The 25,185-nt window shown below is 55.6% G+C and carries 18 protein-coding genes; 12 read left to right on the top strand and 6 right to left on the bottom strand.

What is annotated here, in order from left to right; all coding sequences use genetic code 11:
- Window positions 1-211: 211 nt before the first annotated feature.
- Together JMF94_RS07490 and JMF94_RS07495 are read left to right on the top strand one after the other, a co-directional pair.
- A complete protein-coding gene (locus JMF94_RS07490; RefSeq protein ID WP_276612849.1) occupies window positions 212-1,363 on the top strand; it encodes an HD-GYP domain-containing protein in 1,152 nt (383 codons plus the stop codon).
- 246 nt (window positions 1,364-1,609) lie between these two features.
- Window positions 1,610-1,831, top strand: coding sequence for a hypothetical protein (locus JMF94_RS07495; RefSeq protein ID WP_240824517.1), 222 nt, complete (start codon window positions 1,610-1,612; stop codon window positions 1,829-1,831).
- A 139-nt stretch (window positions 1,832-1,970) separates the two neighbouring features.
- On the opposite strand, the gene JMF94_RS07500 is transcribed toward JMF94_RS07495, so the two are convergent.
- The gene (locus tag JMF94_RS07500) at window positions 1,971-4,511 is read right to left on the bottom strand and encodes a glycosyltransferase (protein ID WP_240824518.1); all 2,541 of its coding nucleotides are present in this window, start codon (window positions 4,509-4,511) and stop codon (window positions 1,971-1,973) included.
- A gap of 258 nt (window positions 4,512-4,769) precedes the next feature.
- On the opposite strand from JMF94_RS07500, the gene JMF94_RS07505 reads away from it, so the two are divergent.
- Window positions 4,770-5,000 (top strand): hypothetical protein, encoded by a 231-nt coding sequence (locus tag JMF94_RS07505; protein ID WP_240824519.1) that lies wholly within the window; start codon window positions 4,770-4,772, stop codon window positions 4,998-5,000.
- 208 nt (window positions 5,001-5,208) lie between these two features.
- Here the strand turns inward: JMF94_RS07505 and JMF94_RS07510 are convergent, their stop codons facing one another.
- The 3 genes from JMF94_RS07510 to upp all read right to left on the bottom strand — a co-directional run bounded on the left by JMF94_RS07510 (window position 5,209) and on the right by upp (window position 9,044).
- Window positions 5,209-6,471, bottom strand: coding sequence for a diguanylate cyclase (locus tag JMF94_RS07510; protein ID WP_240824520.1), 1,263 nt, complete (start codon window positions 6,469-6,471; stop codon window positions 5,209-5,211).
- Between the two features lie 675 nt (window positions 6,472-7,146).
- The gene (locus tag JMF94_RS07515; RefSeq protein ID WP_022659274.1) at window positions 7,147-8,406 is read right to left on the bottom strand and encodes a uracil-xanthine permease family protein; all 1,260 of its coding nucleotides are present in this window, start codon (window positions 8,404-8,406) and stop codon (window positions 7,147-7,149) included.
- Between the two features lie 11 nt (window positions 8,407-8,417).
- Window positions 8,418-9,044, bottom strand: coding sequence for a uracil phosphoribosyltransferase (upp, locus tag JMF94_RS07520; protein ID WP_240824521.1), 627 nt, complete (start codon window positions 9,042-9,044; stop codon window positions 8,418-8,420).
- Between the two features lie 215 nt (window positions 9,045-9,259).
- On the opposite strand from upp, the gene JMF94_RS07525 reads away from it, so the two are divergent.
- The 4 genes from JMF94_RS07525 (at window position 9,260) to JMF94_RS07540 (ending at window position 14,173) form a co-directional block, all read left to right on the top strand.
- Window positions 9,260-10,357, top strand: a complete 1,098-nt coding sequence (locus tag JMF94_RS07525) for a DUF362 domain-containing protein (RefSeq protein ID WP_240824522.1) — start codon at window positions 9,260-9,262, stop codon at window positions 10,355-10,357.
- A 751-nt stretch (window positions 10,358-11,108) separates the two neighbouring features.
- A complete protein-coding gene (locus tag JMF94_RS07530) occupies window positions 11,109-12,113 on the top strand; it encodes a TRAP transporter substrate-binding protein DctP (protein ID WP_240824523.1) in 1,005 nt (334 codons plus the stop codon).
- A gap of 200 nt (window positions 12,114-12,313) precedes the next feature.
- The gene (locus tag JMF94_RS07535; RefSeq protein WP_240824524.1) at window positions 12,314-12,874 is read left to right on the top strand and encodes a TRAP transporter small permease; all 561 of its coding nucleotides are present in this window, start codon (window positions 12,314-12,316) and stop codon (window positions 12,872-12,874) included.
- A 9-nt stretch (window positions 12,875-12,883) separates the two neighbouring features.
- Complete coding sequence (locus tag JMF94_RS07540) at window positions 12,884-14,173, top strand: TRAP transporter large permease (protein ID WP_240824525.1); 1,290 nt, start codon at window positions 12,884-12,886, stop codon at window positions 14,171-14,173.
- A 116-nt stretch (window positions 14,174-14,289) separates the two neighbouring features.
- Here the strand turns inward: JMF94_RS07540 and JMF94_RS07545 are convergent, their stop codons facing one another.
- Entirely contained in the window at window positions 14,290-15,345 is a 1,056-nt protein-coding gene (locus tag JMF94_RS07545) for an NAD(P)-dependent alcohol dehydrogenase (RefSeq protein WP_240824526.1), read from the bottom strand.
- 509 nt (window positions 15,346-15,854) lie between these two features.
- On the opposite strand from JMF94_RS07545, the gene JMF94_RS07550 reads away from it, so the two are divergent.
- Window positions 15,855-17,663, top strand: coding sequence for a methyl-accepting chemotaxis protein (locus tag JMF94_RS07550; protein WP_240824527.1), 1,809 nt, complete (start codon window positions 15,855-15,857; stop codon window positions 17,661-17,663).
- Window positions 17,664-18,013: 350 nt separating this feature from the next.
- Window positions 18,014-19,771: a gamma-glutamyltransferase gene (ggt, locus tag JMF94_RS07555; protein ID WP_240824528.1), complete on the top strand. Its 1,758-nt coding sequence runs from the start codon at window positions 18,014-18,016 to the stop codon at window positions 19,769-19,771.
- A 124-nt stretch (window positions 19,772-19,895) separates the two neighbouring features.
- Here the strand turns inward: ggt and JMF94_RS07560 are convergent, their stop codons facing one another.
- On the bottom strand, window positions 19,896-20,675 hold the full coding sequence (locus tag JMF94_RS07560; RefSeq protein WP_240824529.1) for an HAD-IIA family hydrolase: 780 nt from the start codon (window positions 20,673-20,675) through the stop codon (window positions 19,896-19,898).
- 283 nt (window positions 20,676-20,958) lie between these two features.
- Here JMF94_RS07560 and glpA point away from each other — a divergent pair, with 283 nt between their 5' ends.
- The 3 genes from glpA to JMF94_RS07575 are packed head-to-tail and all read left to right on the top strand — an operon-like array spanning window position 20,959 to window position 25,047.
- The gene (gene glpA / locus JMF94_RS07565; protein ID WP_240824530.1) at window positions 20,959-22,566 is read left to right on the top strand and encodes an anaerobic glycerol-3-phosphate dehydrogenase subunit GlpA; all 1,608 of its coding nucleotides are present in this window, start codon (window positions 20,959-20,961) and stop codon (window positions 22,564-22,566) included.
- Window positions 22,550-23,839: an anaerobic glycerol-3-phosphate dehydrogenase subunit GlpB gene (gene glpB / locus JMF94_RS07570; protein ID WP_240824531.1), complete on the top strand. Its 1,290-nt coding sequence runs from the start codon at window positions 22,550-22,552 to the stop codon at window positions 23,837-23,839. The genes glpA and glpB overlap by 17 nt, the downstream gene beginning before the upstream one ends.
- Window positions 23,836-25,047: an anaerobic glycerol-3-phosphate dehydrogenase subunit C gene (locus JMF94_RS07575; protein ID WP_240824532.1), complete on the top strand. Its 1,212-nt coding sequence runs from the start codon at window positions 23,836-23,838 to the stop codon at window positions 25,045-25,047. The genes glpB and JMF94_RS07575 overlap by 4 nt, the downstream gene beginning before the upstream one ends.
- Window positions 25,048-25,185: the final 138 nt, after the last annotated feature.

Consider the following 25,185-nt stretch of genomic DNA (forward strand, 5'->3'; position numbering starts at 1 on the left):
TCGGCGTACAAGCGTGGGGAGTGGCATCTATACCCACCTGTAATCACAAGAATTAATTCCCCAGCAAATTGCGTGTTGAATTTATTTTTCAAATATCGCATAATTTCAAAATCTATTTGCGGCGGCGTGTTGGCCTTACGTGGGCATTACTGCGGGGTTTGCTATCTGCGAAGATCAAGGCAAAAACTTATATCCAGGCGATCAAGACCACATGTCCCACATCAAAATACCCGTTTCAACCCTACGTCCGGGGATGTATATTGTTGACCCCGGAATATCATGGCTGAAAGCCCCCCTGCTGTATATGCAGGAGGGAATTTTGGCGTCGGACGATGAGATCAACGGCATAATCCTTCAGGGATTTGCCGAAGCATACTACGACCCGGAACGGTCACGCGACGAAAATTCCGCAGCTCCCCAGCCAAACACCCCGCTTGCCATAGAACTACAGACCGCCAACAGAATTTATGAAGACGCCTACGAGAACGTAAAAAACTTTCTCGAAACCGCCAGAGGCGGCGCGCTTGATCTTACCTTTGCGCGCCCGCTGGTGGGCGACATCATCAAAAGCCTTTCGCGCAATGTTGACGCTCTGGTGACGCTTTCCCTGCTCAAAAAAACAGACGAATACACCTACGCCCACAGCGTTAACGTGACCATTTTTGCCGTTGCCTTTGCCAATTTTCTGGGTATGCCCGATGACCGCCTGCACAACGTGGGGCTGGCCGGGCTGCTGCACGATTACGGCAAGGCGCTGATTCCCAATGAAATTCTCACCGCGCCCCGCTCCCTGACGTTTCAGGAATTTGAGGTCATGCGGTCGCACGTGCTGCTTGGCGTTGAAAAAATCAAGCAGTTTTCAAGCGTTGAGCAAGAAGCCATTGAAGGCATTGCGCAGCACCATGAAAAGCACAATGGTACGGGCTATCCCAATCGGCTATCCGGCAAGCAGATTGGCGTTTTTGGTCGTATTCTTTCGCTCAGCGATGTGTATGACGCGCTTTCGTCCAGGCGTGCCTACAAGGGCGCACTCGCCCCCAACAAGGCGCTGGGCATGATGTATAAAATGCGCGGTCAGGCCTGGGCCCCCGGCTATGTGGAACGCTTTATCAAGATGGTGGGCATTTTCCCCGTGGGTACTGCAGTGGAGCTTTCAAACGAACACCAGGGCATTGTATGCCGCTCCAACCCCAATTTTCCCGCGCAGCCCTGCGTTCTTGTGGCGCGCGACCCTGATGGACGCGCCATTCAGCCCCAGTTTGTTGACCTCACGCGCTACATAGGCCTGCGTATCACGCGCTCTCTATCTGCGGCTGAAGCGGCGCATTTTGATATTCCGATGTTGCTTGGCGGCCCTGCGTAGGCCAGTTCACTGGTCCTCAGACAAGCACTATTCAGTACGCTCAGCCAGCAATCCACGGCATTTTCTGCCGCAAATACGCAATGTCCACATTTCTTTTACACATCCAGGCTTGCCCTCAGGTGCTGTAAACGCTATATACCGAGTAAGGGATAAACCTTTTATTTCAGCATGTTCACCATCTGGAATGCGGCAACGCTGCCCCAGAATTTGAAATGTCAAAACGCATCAGGCTTAAGGATAATTTTCATGCGCAGAGTTGATGTTTTGATCGGTGCCCTCAGCCAGCTGACTGGCCGGGATGAGGAAGCTGTAGCCCAGACCTTTGAAGCCATCATTTCCAGCAATCCAGATAAAGGCAAAGACCTGCTTGCGGAAATTACCTTCAGCGAGGCTTCGGTCATGCGCGAAAGACTCCTCAAGGACGGCCCCGATGTGCTGGCCCGCCTTGTGAGCAGAGTCAGCGACTAAAACCGCCCCGGGCATTCTGCCAAGGGCGGTCAGGCTCATATCAAACCCAGTCTTGCGGTATTTTGCTGCCAGAGCGGTTAGTTAGCGCGCCTGAGCTGTGCAGAACGTGCCAGGCTGGCCTTGCGGTATGCCGCAAAGGCTACCAGCATGCTTGGGGCGTCAGGGTTTCAATGAGCTTCCACTGAGCGGCAAAGGCCTTTTGCGAGCTGCGCGATTCTGCATAGCAGCGGGCCTCGCGCTTCATGGCAAACAGCGTGGCCTCGTCGCTTGCCAGAGCCACCATGGCCGAGGCATAGGCCTCTGCCGTTTCCTGCCGCACCACTATACCGCTTTTATCCGGCACCACGTTTTCTCTGGGGCCGCCCTGCCCGCTGACCACCACTGCCAACCCCGCAGCCTGCGCCTCCAGTACAACCTTGCCATACGTATCTGTGGTTGAAGGGAAAACAAAGATGTCGGCTTCTTCATAGGCCTGCACAAGTGCTGCCCCGCTCAGATAGCCCGTAAAGGTCACGGGCATGTCCGCAGCCCGCGCCTGAAGTTCCCCAGCCTGCGGGCCATCGCCCACAATGGTCAGCTGCGCGCCGGGGATATGCTCCAGCACCATCCTGAAGGCATCCACAAGACGGTTGACGCTTTTTTCTCTTGAGAGCCGCCCCACATACAGAAAACGTGTACCCTGAGCACTTTCCCGTCCGCTGTTGCGCCAGGCTGGCGTGTAGCGCGAGGCGTCCACCCCACGGGGATAGAGGCGGATTTTCTCCTCTGGCAGACCGTGGGCGATCAGTTCCTTCATGGTGGCAGCTGAGGGCGCAAAGACCACATCCATCTGGTTATAGTACCAGTACACATACCGCCAGGTGGCTTCCTCCAGGGAGGGGTCGCCCGTCAGCTCCAGAATATACTGCGGAAATGCCGTGTGGTAGGTGGCGTGGATGGGCAGTTTGAGCATTTTTGCCGTCAGCAGGGCCGCAAGCCCCATGGGGCCGGGCGTTGCGGAGTGCAGCAGGGTGTAACCGCTCTCATAGCAGTGCTGTACGATTTTAAGTGCTGGCGGATAGTGCAGCGTCAGCTCGGGATATTCAGGAATTGAAAAACTGCCCGTGGGGCTGAAATTTATGGGGCCAAGGCCGTCGGAGTGGCTGCCTTTCGCATTTTCTGGCCGCACGCAGGTGAGAATATCCATTTTCTTGCCCTGCTCCCGCGCCAGGGGCAACATGGATTGCAGGGTTTTGGCAACACCGTTCACTTCAAGATAGGTATCCGTAAAATGGGCAATGGCGGCCCTGTCCGCCGCCGTGCCGGATCTGGCATCCCTTGGGAGAAAACGGCGCAGGCATTCACGCGCAAACATTTTATCCTGCGCAAAAAGCGAATAACCGATGCCGTAAGGGGCAAGCATGGCGTAAAGCGATCCCATGGCTCCCACCAGCTTGAATACATTGAAAAAATTCCCCTTGAGTACGTCAGACAAAACAGAATTGGCGCAGGCAAGCTGCACATTTTCCGCCACATCGCCTACAAAGCGGGCCAGCAGCGCCTCACGCCGGGGCATGCGCTCCTGCGGCACAATGACGTTGACGCTGTCCGCCGCCGCGGCAAGCTCCGGAGATTGGGCAATGGCCCTGCCTGCCGCCTCAAGTATACTTTCCTGCATGCTTTTTTCAGAACGGGACACCCATCTACCGCAGTTGAGCAAAAATCCGCCAATGGACATAACCCGCGTCTTGATGGTGTGGGTGCGCGTATCTGGCTTGCCCGTGAGCATGTTTTCGGCAAAGCGCAGCACGTTGCTGTTGTTGATATCCTGCGCGAGCCCCGTGGAGTTTTTGTAGAACTGGTAGCCAATGGCATACAGATTATGGGCAAAACCCAACGGCGTTGCAGGTATGACCCTGGGCGTGGTGCCACCTGCCATGACAGCCCGCAACAGGGCCGAAGCCGGGGCGTGGCCCGAGCAGCCAAGTTCCGCGCGGGGAACTTCTATCACTGTGGAACTTCTGGCGATATTGCAGGAGGAATGGTCGTCTGACCCGGCCACAAAACTCTTGCGCCAGGGCTGGGCAACAAGCGCGTCAAGACCGTGTCTTTCTTCCATTCTAGCTGTGGATTCCGGGGTCAGGTCGGCCACAATCTGGCGCAGCGCGTCATTCTGCACATTATTGCGCGCGCCGTTAAGCTCAAAAACTGAAAACAGCAGTATGAGCTGCTCCACATGGCCCAGAGTCAACCGGTTATTGGCTGCGCACAGGGGGTGCGCGCAAGCATGGGCAATGCCCTGACCCATCAGGTAGGGAACAAGCTCAAAGATGTTGCCCCTGAGCCGGGTTATCTCCCGGTGCTGCGCTTCCGTGATATCCCAGGCGAGCACATGAATTTCGCACTTGTCTTCAGGAAAGTAGGCCGAAATTTCTTCGCTGATGAAGGTCTGCGGCAAGTGGGCGATTTCCAGCGCGCCAGCAATGGTGTCGTGATCTGTAATCGTAACGTAGTCCATGCCCCTGGCTCGGGCTATGTCGTAAATCTTGCGGGGAGGGGTGTAACTTTCGCCGCAGCCGATCTTTTGCAAAATCCACTGCGAGGGGCAGGTTGAATGGCGGGAATGGACGTGCAGATCTACGCAGAACGTGGCATTGAACGGGCTGGAATTTCTCGGCTTTCCGTCTGGGCTTGGGAACATGCGGCTTCCTCCTGAATGTGCTGTGACCATTCGCGATTCCGCCATCATCACGCCGTCAGCAACTACGTTGCCGTAACGGCGCGACACATCCGCCGTTTACAGCGTTGCCTGAAATGATGCGGATGCGTACTGGGTATTGCATGGCCTGCACTATAGAAAAAATCCAGAGGGATTGTGTGCTGGCAGCGTGAAGGTTATCGGGCTTTTTTGCTATGCCGTAACATGGCTAACAGGCTGAAATCAAAATTTTAAACAGACATGCACCATGTAACTGTAACAATCAGCGCTCAAAAAGCGGCGCTTTGCGCGCTGCCCTCAGTCCACAAGTCCTTGCGCCAGCAGCACCACGCCGGCCTGTTGCCCCCATGGCGCGCGCGTGAACTGCCTGCCCATGTGGTTTACCCGGTGCAAAAAGGTTTGCCCTCGCGAGTGCGGGCTTTGGTGGATTTTATGACGGAACACGTTAAGGAGCTGCTGGCGCGGCCCTGAGTGTGTCCAGGCGCAGGTAGCAATCAAAGCAAGGGTTAGGTCTCGGCAAATGGTGTGCCAGGCAGCCCAGAAGCGCTAAAACGGTTCCAGACTGGAGGGGATTGGAAGGGAAAGGTGAACTAGCACAACAAGCCCACAAAAAAATCCTGCCCTCCCGGAATGGGATGCGGCAGGAAAACATAACCAGGGGCAGCGGCAGATAAAAGGCTTACACGGTGCTGGTTCTCACTCTGTTGCGCCCGGAATTTTTGGCCTCGTAAAGCGCCTTATCGGCGGCTTCAAGGATTTTGGCCGCGAGTTGGGAAGGCGACACTTTTTCAAACCGGCTTTGCACCGTGGCCACCCCGGCGCTTATGGTCACATAGTTGCGATCGCTGCCCGCATGGGGTGTTTTGAGATCACACACCGCTGCCCGCAAAGTTTCGCATACTTCATGGGCGTTGCGGTCATCGCATTCGGGCAGCACCACGGCAAACTCTTCGCCGCCATAGCGGAACAGCTCGCCCCCCATATCTTCCAGCGAGTCCTTCATGGTTCTGGCGACCTGAGCCAGACATTCATCGCCTGCCAGATGCCCGTACTTGTCGTTATAAAACTTGAAGAAGTCTATATCTATAAGGATCACTGAAAGGTTGCCCGCGCGGCGGTTGCACACGGCAGCCTCCCGGCGCAGGATGGCGTCAAAAAATCTTCTGTTATACGCGCCCGTGAGATGGTCGTGAATGGACATATGGCGCAGACGCTCGTTGGCTTCCTTAAGTTTGCGTTCCAGCGATTTGCGCTCAGTAATATCAAAATACGCCAGCGACAGCGCCGTGATGGTACCTGACGCATTGCGAACCGGCGTGACGGAAACAGCGTAATCCCTGTTGTCGATTCTCACTTCGTGGTCAGAAACCCGCCCCCCCGCATCAAGATTGCAAAAGTCACTCTGGATGTTTGCTTCCAGCTCCGGGTGCAACAAAGAAATGTGCGCGCCGCTTGTGTCAAACAATGACCGCCCAGAGAGTTGCACATGGTGCTCGTTGGCAGAAATAAGCACGCCATCGCGGTCAACAACGCACATGGCAATGGGGGCGGTGGCGTAGATGGTGTCTAGGTCAATGGAGGTGGAAATTCCCGCAGAATACAAGGCAATGTTGGCAATAACCCGTTCTACGCCTTTATATCCCATCAGGCCGTAACCATCATCAAACAGAGGCTCTCCGCTCATTTCAAGCAGAAACAGCACCCCATCGCTTTTCCGCACATAATGACCGATCACGTTTGAAAAGGCGCGCGGCTCGCCATATTCATCCATGAGGGTTTCCATGGCCATCTGCTGGTCAACGGCATCCATGCCGAAAAACAGGGACTGCCCTTTTACCGTTGGAATGCCAAGAATTGCGGACTTGAAGGGGACATCGTCGCAATAACACAAATCTGGCCCGGCTACCCATTCCCAGGACTGATGATTACTACTACGCTGCATTGGCGACTCGGGGATTTACCCAAAAAAGAAAAGAGATTTTGACAATGGTCTGCTGGCTGGCAGGCCCATCCAAACTTGGGGGATATCTCTATACCGATTTTCTCCGCTCAGGTACAGATGTTTTAAGACACATTTTATTTATATAATTTCATATATATTCAATATGTTTTTATTAAAAAAATAATATTTATATAAAAAATTACTGCACTTTTCGCATTAATACAGATATAAACTAACAAACGAAAAACTCTCTAAGCAATATTTATTTAAAAATATTCTATTTCATTTAATAGCTACACAAAATTATCATAATTACTTGTGATAATAAATTATTGCTGCAGTATATTATCTACAGCACACACCCAAGCGGTAAAAACATAATGCATGACATATCTATCAACTTTGTGTCGTATTGATACCAACGTACGGCAATCTCTGAAAATTCACAGCCCTGAATGCGCTGTACTGCCCACCATCCTGATTGCCTCTGGGCTCCACCAGTTGCTGCCCAATAAATTTGCAAAAAAACAGGGCGGCACGACGAAGTACGCCATGCCGCCCGCAACGGACAAAATCCATCAGCCAAATTGCATAGAAAAGGAATCAGGCAAAATCAGCCATATGCCGCGCCAGATCAGCGCGAACCTTACAAAAATCCGCGCTGAAGATTCTGATCTAGGTGCGGCTTCTGGGCAGCAGCAGGTTGAGCAACACGCCCGTAACTGCCGCAAGGCCGATGCCGCCAAGCTTGAACGAACCGATGCTGAACTGCATGCCGCCCACGCCAAAGATGATGATAAGCGCAACAATGATCATGTTGCGCGGCTCCATCAGATCCTTGCCAGCCCGCACCAGCGTGTTCAGGCCCACAACCATGATCGCGCCGAACAGCAGAATCATGATGCCGCCCATGACAGGCACGGGAATGGAGCCAAGGAACGCGCCGATTTTAGCCACAAACGACAGCAAAATTGAACACATGGCAGCCCAGGTCATCACGGCGGGGTTGAACACCCGCGTAAGGCTCACCGCGCCGATAACCTCGGCATAGGTGGTGCAGGGCGGGCCGCCCACAAAACCGGCAGCCATGGTGGCAACACCATCGCCAAACATGGTGGCGTGAACACCGGGGTCTTTCAGGTAGTCGCGCCCGGTAATGGAGCTGATGGCCACAACGTCGCCAAAATGCTCAATGGCCGGGGCAAGCGTAATAGGCATGATGAAAAGTATCGGCTCCCAGGCAAACTCTGGGAAGGTGAACGAGGGCATCTGCAACCAGGGTGTTGCGGCAACCTTTGTCCAATCGCCCACACCGAAAAACATCGAAACAATAAAGCCAGCTGCAATGCCGCACAAAATGGGCATGAGGCGCAAAAAGCCCTTGCCCATGAGCGACACCAGCACGGTAACGGCCAGCGAAGTCATGGAAATCCACAGGGCCGTGTTTTCAGGCACCAGCACAACCGCGCCGTCGCCTGTTTTGCCCAGGGCCATGTGCACTGCCACCGGGGCAAGAATAAGGCCGATAACCATAATGACCGGGCCGGTCACAATGGGCGGCAGCACACGCAGCACCACATCCGTGCCGCGCCAGCGGATAAGCCCGCTCAAAAGAAAATACACCAGACCGGAGCAAACAAGCCCGCCAAGGGTTTGCGCCATGCCCCAGGTCTGAACGCCGTAAATGATGGGCGCAATGAAGGCAAAAGACGAAGCAAGAAAAATGGGAACCTTGCCCCGCGTGCAAACCTGAAACAGCAAGGTGCCCACACCAGCGGTAAAAAGAGCCACGTTGCTGTCAAGCCCGGTCAACAGGGGAACAAGAACCAGAGCGCCAAAGGCCACAAAGAGCATCTGCGCGCCTATAAGACAATCCCTGAAGCGAAAATTATAGTCAGTGGGTGCAATCTCGCGCCGCGTACTGGCTGTGCTCATGGGGCCCCTCGCTACTTGGTTCCGAAGATACGGTCGCCGGCATCGCCGAGACCAGGAATGATATAGCCGTTTTCGTTCAGATGGTCGTCAATGGCGGCGGTGTAGATGTCCACATCCGGATGGGCGGCCTTGACCTTGGCAATCCCTTCGGGCGCGCACACAAGGTTGAGGCTGCAAATCTGCTTGCAACCGTGGCGCTTCAGCAGGCTGATGGCGGCAATAAGCGAGCCGCCGGTTGCCAGCATGGGGTCAAGGATGATGGCAAGCCGCTGGTCCATGTCGTTGGCAAGCTTTACGTAATATTCAACAGGTTCAAGGGTTTCTTCGTTGCGGTAGAGGCCCACAACGCTGATCTTGGCGCCGGGTATCATGTCCAGCACGCCGTCCATGAGGCCAAGGCCAGCGCGAAGAATGGGAACAACCGTCACCATCTTGCCGGAAATGACCTCAATTTCCACAGGCCCGGCCCAACCCTCAACAGTGTGCTTTTCTGTACGAAAGCCCTTGGTGGCTTCGTAAATGAGCAGACTCGCGATTTCGTTGGAAACAGAACGGAATTCGCGCGTGGAGGTGGCCCCCATGCGCAAAATGCCCAACTTGTGGCGCACAAGAGGATGATCAACGACATAAACGGCCATAAAGCCTCCTTAGCTATGCATAACTGGCTGAGTGGAAAAAATTAAAACCGGAATACGCTATTCTTAATGGCGGCTCGTGTCAACGATACTTGCGGACAGCCTTATTGCCTTGGCTGCGCGGCATGAGCTAGTATTTTGAAGCTTTGCACAGGACAGAACCGTGCCGGATTCCCTGCCCTGCCGCACCCTAAACATCCTCACATGGAGGCCACGCCATGCCCGCCACAGTTTATTATGCAGATATGCACTGCCGGTCGCACGAGGACAGCAAAATCGCCAAGGTAGCGCGCCTCTGCGATGCGCTCAATCTGAAAAAAATCATCAAGAAAAAAGAACTTGCCGCCATCAAGCTGCATTTTGGCGAATACGGCAACGACACGCACCTCAACCCCACTCTGGTGCGCCAGGTTGTAAACAAGATCATGGAGGCAGGCGGCAAGCCATTTCTGACAGATACAACAACCCTGTATTCCGGCAGCCGCCACAATGCCGTAGACCACATGCAAACGGCATACGCCCACGGCTTTGCGCCTTCGGTGGTGCATGCCCCCATCATTCTGGCCGATGGCCTGTATGGCGAAAATGACGTGCCCGTGCGCATCAACGGCAAGCATTTCAAAGACGTACATATCGCCACAGAGATACGGCGCGCTCCGGCAATGGTGGTGCTGTCGCACTTTAAGGGGCATGAAATGGCGGGATTTGGCGGCGCGATCAAGAATCTCGCCATGGGCGGCGCTGCCGTGCGCGGAAAAAAAGAACAGCACGCCACCCACGTGTCTGTCAGCGAAAAAAAATGCGTTGGCTGCGCCAAGTGCGTCAAGGTGTGTCCTCAGCACGCGCTCAGCATGAAAAGCAAAAAAAGCGTTGTGGACATTGAAAAATGCATAGGCTGCTTTGAATGCATTACTGTTTGCCCCGAAAAAGCAATTAGCATAGACTGGGAAACAGAGATGCAGCCATTTATCGAGCGCATGACAGAATATGCATATGGGGCAATAAAAGGCCGCAAAAAGAGTGTTTGCTACATCAACTTTGTGCTCAACGTAACACCCGACTGCGACTGCGCCCCCTGGAGCGACATGCCGCTGGTGCCGGATGTGGGCATTCTGGCCTCGACCGACCCGGTAGCGCTGGATCAAGCATGTTTTGACCTTGTTTCAAAAGCGCCCTCGCTTGGGCAGGAGGCCTCGCCCCAAACGGTTGCAGACAAATTTTCCGCCCGCTGGCCGCATACCTGCGGACAGGTGCAACTAAGTTATGGCGAATCGCTGGGCCTTGGAAGTCGCGAATACAAGCTCAAAAAAATCTAGCACCCTGCGCATTGCAACATCAGGGCACATGCCGCCACTGTCAGGCGCCTTGGTGTTGCAATGCGTTGTTGCTGACCAGGATTCTCACTGCCTGCCCGGCTGCCAGTTGCACATAAGCAGATGGCGGGGAGGCCGCCGAAAAACTGAGCCATCAAATTGTCACAAATTTGTAATATATTTGTCACAATAATCACGATTAAGTGTGTTATGATTTAATTTTTTATTTATTATTTATACATCAACAATATTTTTTAGTTTATTTTAAAAAATAAAAATAAATTTTTTCCGTAAAAATAATTTGAGACAGGATTTTTTTTCAAAAACTACATCATATTTTTTTGTTTATAATTTTTATGTCCAGTATTTAATAAATTTCAAATAATTTTTTTATATACTATATAACTTTTATGTAAAAAATTTTTTCATATTTATAAATCAACTGTAGTAGTTGCCATGTTTTCAGCAAAAACAGCAATATTTCAATTTTCTACATTTTTGCAGAAAATAATCATTTCGGCGTGGATTCAGGATATAAGAGCTTCTTCAACTTTTTTTTGCAAATAACAGTTGAATTTTAGGTAGATCGTCACTTAAGTTTGCCTCAGCTTTTGACCCGTCAGAGTCTGACACACCAGAACGTTGAGGGAAACGTGGGCGCGTCAGCTGGTCATAATTGCCCCCCTGCTGTGGACAGGGATAAGTTTTCATTGTCAAACGGCATCTAAGTTTTACTAGCGAGGAGGTTTACAGGATGAAACGTATCGTAGCTCTGCTTGTTGCTCTGGGCCTTGTTTGCGGCATGACCCTTGGTTTTGCCCAGGCTGCCGAAGCCAAGACCATCATCAAGATCGCGGGCATGAAGCCCGAAGGCGAGCCGGAAACCATCGGTATGCACCTTTTCGGCAAGTATCTTGCCGAACTTTCCAATGGCAAATATGAAGTGCAGGTCTTCCCCAACAGCCAGCTTGGCAAGGAAGACGCCTACATTGCCGCCACCCGTAAGGGCATCATCCAGATGTGCGCCACCGGTACGCAGACCTCTGCCCTGCACCCAGCCATGGCCATGCTTGAAACGCCCATGCTCTTCGACGATCTGGATCACGCCCGCCGCGCCATGGAAGGCAAGACTTTTGACCTTATCAACGAAGGCTTCACCGAAAAGTCCGGCCTGCGTACCATGAACGCCTTCCCCTTGGGCTTCCGCCACTTCTACACCAAGAAGCCCATCGTCACGGTGGAAGACGTTAAGGGCCTGCGCATGCGCGTACCCAACATTCCCCTGTACACCAACTTTGCCAAGGAATGCGGCATCAGCGGCCAGCCCATGCCCTTTGCCGAAGTGCCCGGCGCGCTTGATCAGGGCGTCATCGACGGCGGCGACAGCCCCCTGGCCGACATCGTCAGCCTCAAGATGTACGAAATCACGCCCCAGATCACCCTTACCGGCCACATCCTCGTGATCCATTCCCTCTACATCAACGACAAGTTCTATCAGTCGCTGCCCGACGAGGACAAAAAGTGGTTTGACGAAGCCGCCAAGCGCTCCGCCAACGATGTGTGGGTCATGGTTAAGGAAGGCGACGAAAAAGCCAAGGAAACCATCCTTGCCAACAAGGGCAGCATCAACACCCCCAGCAAGGAATTCCACGAGTACATGGTTGAAGCCGGCAAGCGCAGCTGGAAGCTCTTTTATGATACGGTGCCCAACTGCCAGGCCATTCTGGACAGCGCCGCCAGCTACCGCGAATCCAAATAATTGTTCCCCGCTTTGCAGGCCGGAAAAGTATAGGCTTTTCCGGCCTGTGCAGTTCATGGACAAAACCCCCGCAGCCCTTTGGACAGCGGGGGGTGTAACAATTCTTCACGCAGCCATCTGCGGCGGCACAAACAGGCTTGCTAGCATCAGCACGGCACTGCGTAGCCAGCGATTGGGGCAGCGTTTTCCAGAGGTTCGTTATGAGCGATGACATTTCCAAAAATTTTCCGCCGGATCATGCGCCGGGCGTGCATGCCCTGCTTGAACCGGAGCAGGAACCCAAGCACGAAACCATGGGGCAATTGCTGTTTGAAGTATTTTGCGCCGTCATCTTTCTGGGCATGATCGGTCTTGTGTTTTACAATGCCCTGCTGCGCTACATTTTTTCTTCCAGCTACCCGCCGAGCGAAGAATGGGCGCGCTTTCTCTTTATGTACATCACGTTTTTCGGCGCCATTGAAGCCTTTATCTGCAAGAAGCACATTGCCGTCGACCTGCTCGTGGTAAAGTTTGAAGGCACAAAGCGCAAAACAATAGACATCATGGCATCGGCCTGCAGCCTTTTTGCCCTTGGCCTGCTGTTTTACGGCGGCGTGGTCAACGTGCTGCAGACGCTTGATACCTACTCCGTGGCGACAAACGTCAACATGGCCTTTATCAACGGCACATTGCCCGTCATGGCCCTTGTTGGTTTTGTTGTAGAACTGCGCTCCCTCGTGAGCCTGGTTCGCAGACCTGCATCCACCTTCCAAAAGGGCTAGGAGAGAAGAATGGAACTCTTTATTTTCCTCGGCTCCCTCTTCTTCTTCATGCTCATTGGCGTTCCGCTGGCCATTGTGCTTGTGTTGTGCTCCATTGTGCTCATGTGGCACTCGGGCATGTGGGATGCCATGATTATTCCCGGCAGCATGCTGGACGGCGCCAACAACTATCCCTTGATGGCCATTCCTTTCTTTGTGTTCGCTGGTGAAATCATGGCGGAGGGCGGCCTTTCCAAGCGCGTGGTGCAGCTTGCCCAGCTCATAATTGGCCGAGTGCGCGGCGGTCTTGGCTATGCGGCCATTATTGCCAGTATCATCTTTGCTGGCCTGATGGGCAGCTCCGTGGGTGAAGCCGCCGCTCTTGGCGGCCTGCTGCTGCCCATGATGAAGCAGGTGGGCTACCACCCTGGCCGCGCGGGCGCTGTTATCGCCTCCGGCGCTATTCTTGGCCCCATCATCCCGCCCAGCACCAACTTTATTCTGCTTGGCGCTACGGTCAGCGGGCTTTCCATCACCAAGTTGTTCATGATCGGCCTGGTGCCTGGTATCATGATAGGTCTGGCCCTCATGGTGGTGTGGTTCTTTGTGGTGCGCAAGGATGGCTATAACGAAACCATCCGCTTCACCAAAAAAGAAGCCATCAAGATTCTTATCGACTCCACGCCTGCCTTCATGATGCCTGTGCTGCTGCTTGGCGGCATTCGCTTTGGTGTTTTCACCCCTACTGAAGGCGGCGCGTTTGCAGCCATTTACGCCATTTTGGTGTGCGTGCTGTACTACCGCGAGCTTTCCTTCCGCGATCTGCTGCGGGTGAGCGCCCGGGCGGCCCGTACCACCTCGGTGGTTATGTTGATTGTGGCCACGGCTACGGCTGTTGGCTGGTTCATCACCATTGCGCAGATTCCCAACCAGATGACCGCGCTTTTCTCGCCGCTTATTGACAGCCCCATATTGCTGCTCATCAGCATCAATATCTTCCTGTTCCTTATCGGCATGGTCATGGATCTCACGCCCAACATCCTGATCTTTGCACCGGTGTTCTACCCGCTGATCCAGCAGGCAGGCATTGACCCGTACTACTTCGGCCTGCTCTTTGTGCTCAACCTGGGCATCGGCGTTATCACGCCCCCAGTGGGCACGGTGCTGTACGTTGTGTGCGGCATCGGGCACATCAAGTTTGCCGACCTCATCATCAAGCTTGTGCCTTTTGTGCTTGTGGAAGTGCTCATGCTCTTCCTGCTGCTGTTCTTCCCCAGCCTTTCGATTGTTCCCATGAACTGGCTGATGGGCGGCAACTAGCAACTCATTGCGCATAAGTAAAAACCTCCCGGCATGCCACTGGTATGCCGGGAGGTTTTGTTTGACGCATGCCGGAGCTTATTGTTTTGCCCGACAAGCTTCATTGTGGCCGGGTACTACACCACAACCACAGGCTTGATCAGGTCGCGCGGCTTGTCCTTCATCATCAACAGGGCGCTTTCAATATTTTCAAAACCCTTAAATCTGTGGGTCAGCAGGGGCGCAACGCTCAACCGCCCGTGAACCAGCAGGCTTGCCAGCTTTTCCATGCGCAGCCTGCCGCCGGGCATCAGGCCGCCAGCCACTATCTTGTGGCCCATGCCACAACCCCACTCGATGCGCGGGATTTTAACGGCATCGCCAGAACCCAGATAGTTCACGTTGCCGATGCGTCCGCCGGGTTTGAGCACGCGTATGACCTCCGCAAAGGTATCCACATCACCCCCGGCGATGATGGCCTTGTCCACGCCCTTGCCCTTGGTGCGGTCCATCACCTGGCTGACAATGTCGCCATCGCGGTAATTGATGATAGCTGTGGCGCCGTATTCACGGGCAACCTCTGCGCAGAGAGGCCGGGAGCCAACAGCAAAAATTTCGCCAGCGCCGCGCAGGGCCGCGCCTGCAACCGCCATCAGGCCTACAGGGCCAATGCCCACCACCAGCACGGAGTCACCGTACTGCACATCTGCCAGTTCCGCGCCATGAAAGCCCGTAGGCACCATATCGCTCAACATCACGGCTTCGGCGGGGTCAATGGAGGGCGGCAGCAGGGCCAGGTTGCCGTCCGCATCGTTCACGTGAAAAAGCTCGCCAAACACGCCGTCCTTGAAATTGGAAAACTTCCAGCCCGCGAGCATGCCACCGGAATGCATGGAATACCCGGCCTGCGCCTCAAGGGAATTCCAGTCAGGCGTAATCGCGGGCACGATAACCTTGTCCCCGGGTTTAAAGCAGCGCACCAGGGAGCCAACTTCCACAACTTTACCAACTGCCTCGTGTCCCAGAATCATGTCGTGCCGGTCGCCCAGCGCGCCCTCCCAAACCGTGTGGACATCTGAAGTGCAAGGAGCTACCGCCACGGGTTGAACAAGGGCATCCAGCGGACCGCACTGGGGCTTTTCTTTTTCTATCCAGCCGATCTTGTTCAGGCCAAGCATTGCAAAACCTTTCATTTCTCTTCTCCTGTCTTTTGGGTAACTGCGACAGCCAGTACAACTGGTTGTGCATTCACACTAGGATGTACCAGAGCAGGAGTAAAGTGATTTTTTTCACAAAATAATATTATGCAAATATAGTTTTTTTACTCAACAATACGGTCTGCCATTGTCCATACTTTCTGGCCGACAGCACCGCTGTTGCCGTCATCTAAAAAAAATCGCCAACAAATCACCCTTCTGTCAAAATTAACAGATGGTTATTTCCCTTACCGCTTTGCCATCATCTTTTTTGAACAATTCAATAGGCATGCATCAAAATACTTCCAGCCGATAAAAAATCGTCGTTTTCTCGTAACAAAGGATTTTTATTCAAAGCATAAAGTTATATATACAACGAACGATACGCTAATTAGTATCAATGTGAAAATGCAGCAGGAATTTTTATCTGCAGACTGAACCATAAGGCCAATCCAAGGGTTGGCGCCGCTGATTTGCTTCAACAGTAAATGGTACAGGAGGTATGCATGTTCAGGATGTTTACGATCTCGTATCGTATGTTCATGATCTTGATTTTTACCCTGATTATTGTTGGCGGGCTGGTATACTCCCTGATCCACATTTCCAATTCTGCCACCGAACTTTCCGCCCAGAAAGTGGGCGAAATGTTCTATGAAGGCCAAAAGCAACGTATCCGCGATCTCTCGACCACCATGGCAAACAGCATTGGCGAGCAGATCAGCGGCATTACCGACATTGCCAAGCGCAATGCCATTATTGCCAGCGCCATAAAAAAAGCCCGTTACGAAAAAGACAGCTCCGGCTACTTCTTTGTATACGACGGCGGCATTGTTGTTGCCCACGTTTTCCCTGATCTGGTAGGCAAGGATCTTGGCAATTCCGTGGATAAAAACGGCGTCCGCTTCAATGCGGAGCTTGCCAAGAAAGCCTCTGAAGGCGGCGGTTTTGTGACGTTTGTCTTCAACAAGCCCGGCGGCGGCACCCAGTCCAAAATCGCCTATGGCGCGCAGGTGCCCGGCACGAGCCTGTGGGTTGGCGCTGGCGTCTATATCGATAACGTGGAGCAGGTCAAAAATGAAATCGCGGGCCAGATCAGCGATGCCATTTACGCCAATCTCAAAAAAATCCTTATTGGGGTGGCCTGCTGCATAGTACTTTTGTACATACCGCTCATGCTGCTGATTACCCGCTCCATCCTGACGCCCATCAAGGCCGCCCGCGAGGCTGCGCAGCGCATATCCAACGGCGACATGGACGTGCAGATCGTTGCCTCGGGCAAGGACGAAGTCACAGTTCTGGAACGCTGCATGTCGGAAATGACAGCCAACGTAAAAAAATCGCTGGCAATTTCTGAAGAAAAAACCCGCGAGGCCGAGCAGAGCGCGGCAAAGGCGCTTGAAGCCGTTGCCGAAGCTGAACGCCTGACCGAAGAAGCGCGAAGCGCCCGCAGCGAAGGCATGTTGAGCGCCGCCAAGCATCTGGAACAGGTGGTAACGGCCATAACCAGCATCTCTGCCGAAATTTCCGGCAATATAGAACAGGCCGAGCAAGGGGCCACCACGCAGGCCGCACGCACCACTGAAGCCGCTACGGCGGTTGAACAGATGAACTGCACGGTCATAGAGGTTGCCAAAAACGCCTCGGCCACGGCGGATCTTTCCACCAGCATGCGCCAGCGCGCTGCGGAAGGCGCGGAAGTTGTGTTCCAATCCGTGCAGGCCATTGGCAATGTGCAAAAGGATGCCCTTGTGCTCAAAGACGAAATGACCAAGCTTGCCGAGCATGCGGGGGCCATTTCGCAGATCATGGGCGTTATTTCCGATATTGCAGACCAGACCAACCTGCTGGCCCTTAACGCCGCCATTGAAGCGGCGCGCGCCGGCGAAGCCGGACGCGGCTTTGCCGTTGTGGCCGATGAAGTGCGCAAACTGGCGGAGAAAACCATGAGCTCCACCAGTGATGTGGGCAATGCCATAGGCGCAATCCAGAAGAGCGTGGATTCCAGCATCCGCCAGGTTGACGTGACGGCTGGCAATGTGGAAAGCGCCACCACGCTTTCGCAAAAATCCGGCGAAGCCCTGCGCGAAATCGTGGGTATGGTGGATCAGACCGTTGATCAGGTGCGCGGCATTGCCACTTCGTCAGAAGAACAGTCCGCCGCGACCGAATCCATCACGCAGACAGTGACCCAGGTCAGCTCCATCGCGGCAGAAACCGCCACCATCATGCACACGTCGGCCCGAGCGGTTGCCGCCCTTGCCGATGAGGCCAAAAAACTCAACAACATGGTCACTGAACTAAAAAATACCAAATAATGCGGCAAGTTCAGGGCGCTTCGCCAAGGTGAAGCGCCCTGCTGCACCGCGCCATCATTCCTCCAGAGTTTGATAAACAAATACGCAGCGACAGCGTGGAAATTTCCGCAACGCCTGCTGTACAGACAGATTGTCGCCCGCGATTGTCGGGGGCGGGTCTATGGTTTTGCCGCGCAGTCTGCAACTTGTTACAAAATTGGCCCAGCAAGCCGAGAATCAAACAAAAATGTTCCAGATTGCACTCATTGAAAAATTCAATACATTTAAATAGTTTATCTTTCTCTTTGGAACAGATGGTGCATATACATGGCCGGTTTCATTGCCTTTAGCATTTCTGAAAGGAGAATCTGATGTCCATGAATTTTCTCTCTCTGGTCAGCCGCAAAACCCTGCCTGTTCTCATGGCATGCGGCCTGCTACTGCCCACCACGACAGTCAAGGCGCAGGATGAGCCCCAGTACACGGCGACTATTTCTGCCGCAACCAACCCCCTGAGCACCAGGGGCGTTGTCACCAGCCCCAACTATCTGGCCTCGCAGGCCGGGCTGGACGTGCTGCGGCGCGGCGGCACGGCTGTGGACGCGGCCATTGCCACCGCCTCTACCCTTGCGGTTGTTTACCCGCAGATGTGCACCCTGGGTGGTGACAACTTCTGGCTCATTTACAATGCCAAAACCGGCGAGCTCAAGGCGCTCAACGCCAGCGGCCGCTCGGGCGAAATGGCAACCATTGATTTTTATGCCTCCAAAGGGCTGAAAAAAATTCCCTCCCGAGGCTATATTGCGGCCAATACTGTGCCCGGCGTAGTTTCCGGCTGGGATGCGGCCTATGCCTACAGCAAGCAGAGCATGGGCAGCAAGATGAAGTGGAAGGAGCTGCTCGCTTCCGCCACAGATTATGCCGCCAACGGCTTTCCCGTGAGCACCTCGCTGGCTTACTGGAGCAAGATCAACACCAATCCCAATGATTCAGAATTCCGCAACCTGCAACGCTTTGACGCCTTCCGCAAAGCCTATCTGCATGCGGACGGCAGCCCCTACACCGTGGGTCAGGTCATGCGCCTGCCCGATCTGGCAGCCACGTTGAACCAGCTTGCAGACAAGGGCGCGCAGGTCTTCTATAAGGGCGACATCGCCAAGCGCATTGTGGCCGACCTGCAAGCCAACGGCGGCCTGCTGACCCTCAATGACTTTGCCAACCACAAGGCCGATTGGGTTGACCCCATTTCCGTCAATTACCGGGGCTACAAGGCCGTGAACTTCCCGCCCAACACGCAGGGCATGGCCTCCCTTGAAATTCTGAACATCCTCAACAACTTCAACATCAAGGCCATGGGCGAAGGCACGGCGGATTACTACCACGCGCTGATCGAAGCCACCAAGGAAGCCTTTGTCGACCGCGACAAGTATCTCTCTGACCCTGATTTTGTAAAAATTCCGCTCGACTACCTGCTTTCTGCCAAGCATGGCAAGGATCAGGCCGCGCGCATCAGCATGAGCAAGGCTGCCACAAACCTTACGCCCCTTGATCCCAAGGGCGACACCATCTGGCTTGGCGTTGTGGATGCGCAGGGCAACGCGGTTTCGCTTATTCAGAGTATTTATCATGATTTTGGTTCCGGCATCGTGGCGGGCGGCACCGGCGTACTGCTGCAAAACCGGGGCAGCTTCTTCTCCCTTGATCCCAAGCACGTGAACCATCTTGAGCCGCGCAAGCGCACCTTCCACACGCTGAACCCGGCCATGCTGCTCAAAGACGGCAAGCCCTACCTTGTGTACGGCACCATGGGCGGCGAAGGCCAGCCCCAGACCCAGGCCGCCATCGTTACCCGCGTGGTGGACTTTGGCATGACCCCGCAGGAGGCCATTGCCGCTCCCCGCTGGCTTTATGGCCGCACCTGGGGCGCTTCTTCCAACGACCTCAAGCTTGAAGGCCGCATTCCTCAGAAAGTGGCGGACGAACTCAAGCGGCGCGGGCATCCCGTGCGCCTGATTGAAAACTACACCGACACCATGGGCCATGCTGGCGCAATCCTTGTGGATCAGGCCACCGGCGTGCGTCAGGGCGGTACGGACCCGCGCGGCGATGGCGCTGCCGTGGCCTACTAGACTGACGCAAAAACGAGCTTAGGCCCAACAACATGTTAGGCCTTGGGCTTTGACACAATAAAACACCCGCTCTGGTCTTTCGGCCAGAGCGGGTGTTTTATTGTCGGCAACGGGCAGACTGGCTTTATGCCCAGTCTTTATCGGCGTGGCCCAGGTCTTCAAGCACCAGAGTCGGCTGATGCTCCTCCCTGGCAAGATCGGCGCGCGTGGCTTCGCCGCTGAGCACCAGAATGGAATCAATGCCCGCATTGCGCGCAAGCTGCATATCTGTACTCAGGCGGTCGCCAACCATGACCATTTCTTCCTTGCGGTAGCGCGCCAGCAGAGGCGCGAGCACGGCTGGGTCGGGCTTGCCGAAAATATGCTGCGGCTTTCTGCCAGTGGCAGTGGCGTAGAGGCTGATGAAACTGCCCACATCAGGCAGCGGGCCTTCGGGCGAGGGGCATACCAGATCGGGGTGCGTGGCGAGGAAGAGCACAGAACTGTCCTGCAACAGTACGGCAGAACGGGCAAGCTTGTGGTAGGTGAGCTCCGTATCGTAGGCCAGCACCACGGCCTGCGCGCCTTCTTCGACCAGTTGCAACTCGGGCATGCGCTTGAGCAGGTCATGCTGAAAATCGGCATTGCCCACGGGGAATACACGCAAGATGCCGTTGGCGCGCAAAAAATCCACCAGTGGCGTCACGGGTGAGAGAAGCAGATCTTCACGCGCGGCAATACCCATTCCGTTGAGTTTATCCACATAGGTGACGGGCGATTTGGAAGTATTATTGCTCAGAAAATAAAAATCCAGACTGTTCCAGTGCCGCTGAATAAATCCCACGGCCCCATCAATGGGGATATGACCGAGGTAGACGGTGCCGTCCATATCAAGCACAACGCAACGCTTTTTTGACCAATCCATATATGCAATCCTCAAGTTTTTTGCTTTCATTATGCGGCATTGCCCACTCTGGCAAGCGCTACCGCAACATTCTCCTGCATTCAATCTTGACGCAACTACACAAATTGATAACCATACGGTATCAACAATCATCCTGAGCATAACCGCAGCAATTATCCAACCGATCTGGCCCTTCAATCTTGTTGCGTAGATGCGCCGTTGTTTTTCGGCCCCGCAGGCGCGGCATCTAACAGCGTCTGCATGCTTCAGGACGATTCCGACAATTTGCTCCACTGGAGAAACCATGCTTGAAACTACTGTTGTCGTCATCGGCGGCGGCGCAACAGGCATAGGAACCCTGCGCGATCTTTGCATGCGCGGCGTTCCTGCCATATTGCTCGAACAGGGCGGCCTGGCCCACGGCACAAGCTCGCGCTTTCACGGCCTGCTGCACAGCGGCGGCCGTTACGCTGTGGGGGACAATGAATCCGCGCGTGAATGTATTGAAGAAAACACGATCGTGCGGCGCATTGGCAGGCAGTGCGTGGAACAAACCGAAGGTTTTTTTGCGCTCACGCCTGAAGACGACCCCGCCTACGTGGATCGCTGGGTTGAGGCCTGTGCCCGAGCGGGCATTGATGCCCCTGAAATTGACGTCAAAGAAGCCCTGCGCCTTGAACCCAACATGTCGCCCGAGGTCAAACGCGTTTTCCGCGTGCCTGACTCCTGCGTGGACGGCTTCCGGCTGGTGCTGCACAACGCCATGTCGGCCAGGCGCCACGGCGGGCAGATGCTCACCTATCATGAAGTGACCGGCATCTGTCAGAAGAACGGCAAGGTCTGCGGCGTTACGGCCATCAACAAAAATACGGGCGAAACCATTGAGATTGCCTGTTCTGTTGTTGTCAACGCCGCTGGTTCGTGGTCTGGCCGTATTGCGGCCCTTGCGGGGCTGGATGTGGCGGTTTCACCCGATCGCGGTACGCTTGTGGTTTTTAACCACCGCTTCACTTCGCGCGTGGTCAACCGCCTGCACCCCGGCTCGGACGGCGACATTTTTGTGCCGCACGGCTCCATCACCATTCTTGGCACCACGTCCATACCCACAGACAGGCCGGACGACACTACCCCCACCAGCGAGGAAGTGCTGCGCCTGCTCAAAATCGGCGAACCGCTGTTCCCCGATGTGCGCAGCTACCGCATTTTGCGAGCCTTTGCGGGCACACGCCCCCTCTACACGCCGGGCAATGCCGCCGGGCGCAAGGCCAGCCGCAACTTCCATGTTATGGACCACGCCGAGCAGGGCCTTGACGGCATGGTTTCCATTTTCGGCGGCAAGCTGACCACCTACCGCCTCATGGGCGAACGCACCGCAGACAAGGTTTGCGCCAAGCTTGGCGTTACCGCCCCCTGCCGCACCGCAGAAGAAGCCATTGTGCCGGATCCGGACGAAGCAACGCTTTCCCGCGCCGCCAAGTACTTTCCGGTGCAGGGCATCCAGCTTATGGCCGACCGCATGGGCGATGACCTGACCCCTGTGATCGAACGCGCGGAAAAGGCCGATTCCAACCCCCTGCTCTGCGAATGCGAAATGGTCAGCATGGCCGAGATTGAATGCGTGGCACGTGATGCCTCCACCCATTCGCTGACGGATATCCGCCTGCGCACACGTCTGGGCATGGGCACCTGCCAGGGAACGTTCTGCTCCTTGCGGGCAGTGGCCGCACTTTCCGAACACGACATTCCCCTTGAATTTTCAGCTACCGACAACGTGCGGCGCTTCCTTCAGGAGCGGTGGGGCGGTCTGCGCCCTGCCCTGTGGGGCATGCAGGCGCGTGAAATGGAACTTGGCCGCGCCGTATACGCGGGAACACTCAATCTTGATGGAGCCGCCCATGAGCAGGATTGTTGACGTACTGGTGGTCGGCTCCGGCATGGCGGGCCTTGTGGCCGCCCTTGCCGCAGCGGATCAGGGCCGCAGCGTACGGCTGCTCACTACGGGCATGGGTTCGCTGGCTATCAGCGGCGGTTCGGTGGATTTTCTTGGCTACGCTGACGGCAGGTTTGCCGCCGACCCGTGGCAGGGTCTGGCCATGCTGCCTGAAGACCATCCCTACAGCCTGCTTGGGGCAGAAAGCGTCCGCTCGGCCTTTCAGTTCTTTGCAGATGTGATGGAAGGCCAGCACTGGCCCATGCGCCCCGCTCTCTCCCAGGACGGTACGCCGCGCAACACCCAGCTGCCCACCATCATGGGGACGCTCAAGCCCACCTATTTGCTGCCTGCCAGCCTGCACACAGAGGCGCTCGCCAGCGCCAAAAAGGTGCTGGTGCTGAGCGTTCAGGGCTTGCGCGACTGCCGCCCCTCCCTGGTGGTCAGCCAGTTGCGGCGCTACAAAAGCTGGGCCGACAAGGAATTCACGCAGGGGCTTTTGCCCTCGCCTTTTGGCGAAACCCACCGCGCCATATCGGCGCTTGATCTGGCCCGCATGGCGGACAAGCCGCACAGCCGCCGCTGGCTGCTGGATGCGCTTGCCCCGCATGCCGGAAAGTACGACCTCATACTTATTCCGCCGCTCTGCGGCAGCAAGGCCAACCCGGAAGTCTGGCAGGCGGTCAATGCCGCCGCTGGCTGCCCGGTGGTGGAAATGCTGTCCATCCCTCCGGGGGTTGGCGGTCTGCGCCTGCGTGACGCCCTGTTGCAGGCCCTGCACAAGCACAACTTTGAACTGGTGGAAAACACCACGGTTCTGCGCGCTGAAACGACTGGCAAAACCTGCACCGCCCTGGTGGCCGAGGCCTCCGGGCAGGAACGCCACCACGCCGCCCGCGCCTTTGTAACCGCCACCGGCGGCATCCTTGGCGGCGGCATGACGCTTGAACCCGGCCAGTGCTGGGATTCCGTGTTCGGCATCGACATTACCGTGCCGCAGGATGTATCGCAGTGGTCAGAGCCGAAAATTTTCGGCAACCATCTGTTCTCGCGCATGGGTGTACGCGTTGACCGAACCATGCGGCCTGTGGACGATGCCGCCGTGGTACGCTGGCAAAACGTCTTTTTCGCCGGGCGCAGCCTTGGCGGATATGATTACGCAACAGAAAAAAGCGGTCACGGCGTTGCCATCGCCACGGGCTGGCAGGCGGGCCTCATGGCCGCCGCAGCCGCCGCTTCCGGGGAAAACCAATGAGCGTGCGCATCAATCCAGACAAATGCATAGCCTGCACCACCTGCGTGGTGCACTGCCCCGTGGCGGATGCGACCCCCAAGTTTCTGGGGCCGCGCATGATAGGCCCTGCCTATGAGCGTTTTCGCCTGCTAGGCCTGACGGAAGACCCCTCGCTGCACTACTGCGCCAACTGCAAAAACTGCGACATCTCGTGCCCGCACGGCGTGCCGGTTTCCAGCCTCAACATGATGGCAAGGGCCGACCAGTTCAAGAAGCACTCCCCCGGCCTGCGCGACTGGGTGCTTGGTCACGGCGAGCTCATGGCCAAGTGGTTGCGGCTCATCCCGGCGGCGCTCAAGAACTTCGGCATGCTCAATCCCGTTACCCGCACGGTGCTGGATGCCTTGGGCATCGACAAACGCGCGCCCCTGCCCGCCTTTGCGCCCCAGACCTTCCGCCAGCTCATGCGCCATGTGCATCAGCCCGACCACAAGCGCAGCGTGGTTTTCTACCCCGGCTGCTACGTGGACGTGTACGACCCGCGCACCGGCCTTGATATGGTGTGGGCCATGAACCGCGCGGGCTACAAGGTCATTGTGCCCGAGGAACTTGTGTGTTGCGGCCTGCCCATGGTTGCCAACGGCTTCTGGCAGCATGCCCGCTCCAATGCGGAACATAACCTGAAAGCTCTGGGCCAGTGGCGCGATGCAGGGCTACCTGTGGTGACGGGCTGCCCCAGTTGCGCCCTCATGTTCCGGGTGGATCTGCCGGAATACTTCCCCGATGTGGCGGAAAAGTACGGCGCATGCAGCCTCGCGGACGCGCAGGAATTTCTGCTGGATGCTGTGGACAGCGGAGACCTCTCGCTGAAGGCCGATGGCAAACAGCAAATCCTGCCCGACCTCAAGCTGATCTACCACGCGCCCTGCCATCTGCGGGCGCAGGGCAACGGCCTGCCGGGGCTGGAACTGCTGCGCCGCCTTGACGGCGTGACCGTGGAAAATGCTGATGCAGGCTGCTGCGGCATTTCCGGCAGTTATGGCTTTAAAAAGGAAAAATACGACATTGCCCAGACTGTAGGCTCGGAACTTTTCGCCAAGGTACGCGAAAGCGGCGCTCAGGCGGCGGTTTCTGAATGCGGCACCTGCCGCGTGCAGATCACGCACGGTTCCGGCAAGTTCAGCCTGCACCCTGTCACAATTCTGCGGCAGCGGCTTGAAGCCCGCTAGGTTTTGGATTGCGGCAACTATGCCGCGCAGTTAAGCGCTTACAACACCCACTTGGCAGACGGTTCACCGTCTGCCAAGTGGGTGTTTGCAAAGTCCACACCTCAGGGAATCAGAAACAAGCTGCAATATTGCCGCGCC

Source organism: Desulfovibrio sp. UIB00 (genome assembly GCF_022508225.1).
GTDB lineage: Bacteria > Desulfobacterota > Desulfovibrionia > Desulfovibrionales > Desulfovibrionaceae > Desulfovibrio.

Coding starts and splice junctions, on each gene's coding strand:
- JMF94_RS07500 (WP_240824518.1), bottom strand. CDS start 4,511: ATGTTCCCAAGCCCAGACGGAAAGCCGAGAAATTCCAGCCCGTTCAAT.
- JMF94_RS07530 (WP_240824523.1), top strand. CDS start 11,109: ATGAAACGTATCGTAGCTCTGCTTGTTGCTCTGGGCCTTGTTTGCGGC.
- JMF94_RS07490 (WP_276612849.1), top strand. CDS start 212: ATGTCCCACATCAAAATACCCGTTTCAACCCTACGTCCGGGGATGTAT.
- JMF94_RS07525 (WP_240824522.1), top strand. CDS start 9,260: ATGCCCGCCACAGTTTATTATGCAGATATGCACTGCCGGTCGCACGAG.
- ggt (WP_240824528.1), top strand. CDS start 18,014: ATGTCCATGAATTTTCTCTCTCTGGTCAGCCGCAAAACCCTGCCTGTT.
- JMF94_RS07545 (WP_240824526.1), bottom strand. CDS start 15,345: ATGAAAGGTTTTGCAATGCTTGGCCTGAACAAGATCGGCTGGATAGAA.
- JMF94_RS07505 (WP_240824519.1), top strand. CDS start 4,770: ATGCACCATGTAACTGTAACAATCAGCGCTCAAAAAGCGGCGCTTTGC.
- upp (WP_240824521.1), bottom strand. CDS start 9,044: ATGGCCGTTTATGTCGTTGATCATCCTCTTGTGCGCCACAAGTTGGGC.
- JMF94_RS07550 (WP_240824527.1), top strand. CDS start 15,855: ATGTTCAGGATGTTTACGATCTCGTATCGTATGTTCATGATCTTGATT.
- glpA (WP_240824530.1), top strand. CDS start 20,959: ATGCTTGAAACTACTGTTGTCGTCATCGGCGGCGGCGCAACAGGCATA.
- JMF94_RS07510 (WP_240824520.1), bottom strand. CDS start 6,471: ATGCAGCGTAGTAGTAATCATCAGTCCTGGGAATGGGTAGCCGGGCCA.
- JMF94_RS07495 (WP_240824517.1), top strand. CDS start 1,610: ATGCGCAGAGTTGATGTTTTGATCGGTGCCCTCAGCCAGCTGACTGGC.
- JMF94_RS07575 (WP_240824532.1), top strand. CDS start 23,836: ATGAGCGTGCGCATCAATCCAGACAAATGCATAGCCTGCACCACCTGC.
- JMF94_RS07535 (WP_240824524.1), top strand. CDS start 12,314: ATGAGCGATGACATTTCCAAAAATTTTCCGCCGGATCATGCGCCGGGC.
- JMF94_RS07560 (WP_240824529.1), bottom strand. CDS start 20,675: ATGGATTGGTCAAAAAAGCGTTGCGTTGTGCTTGATATGGACGGCACC.
- JMF94_RS07515 (WP_022659274.1), bottom strand. CDS start 8,406: ATGAGCACAGCCAGTACGCGGCGCGAGATTGCACCCACTGACTATAAT.
- JMF94_RS07540 (WP_240824525.1), top strand. CDS start 12,884: ATGGAACTCTTTATTTTCCTCGGCTCCCTCTTCTTCTTCATGCTCATT.
- glpB (WP_240824531.1), top strand. CDS start 22,550: ATGAGCAGGATTGTTGACGTACTGGTGGTCGGCTCCGGCATGGCGGGC.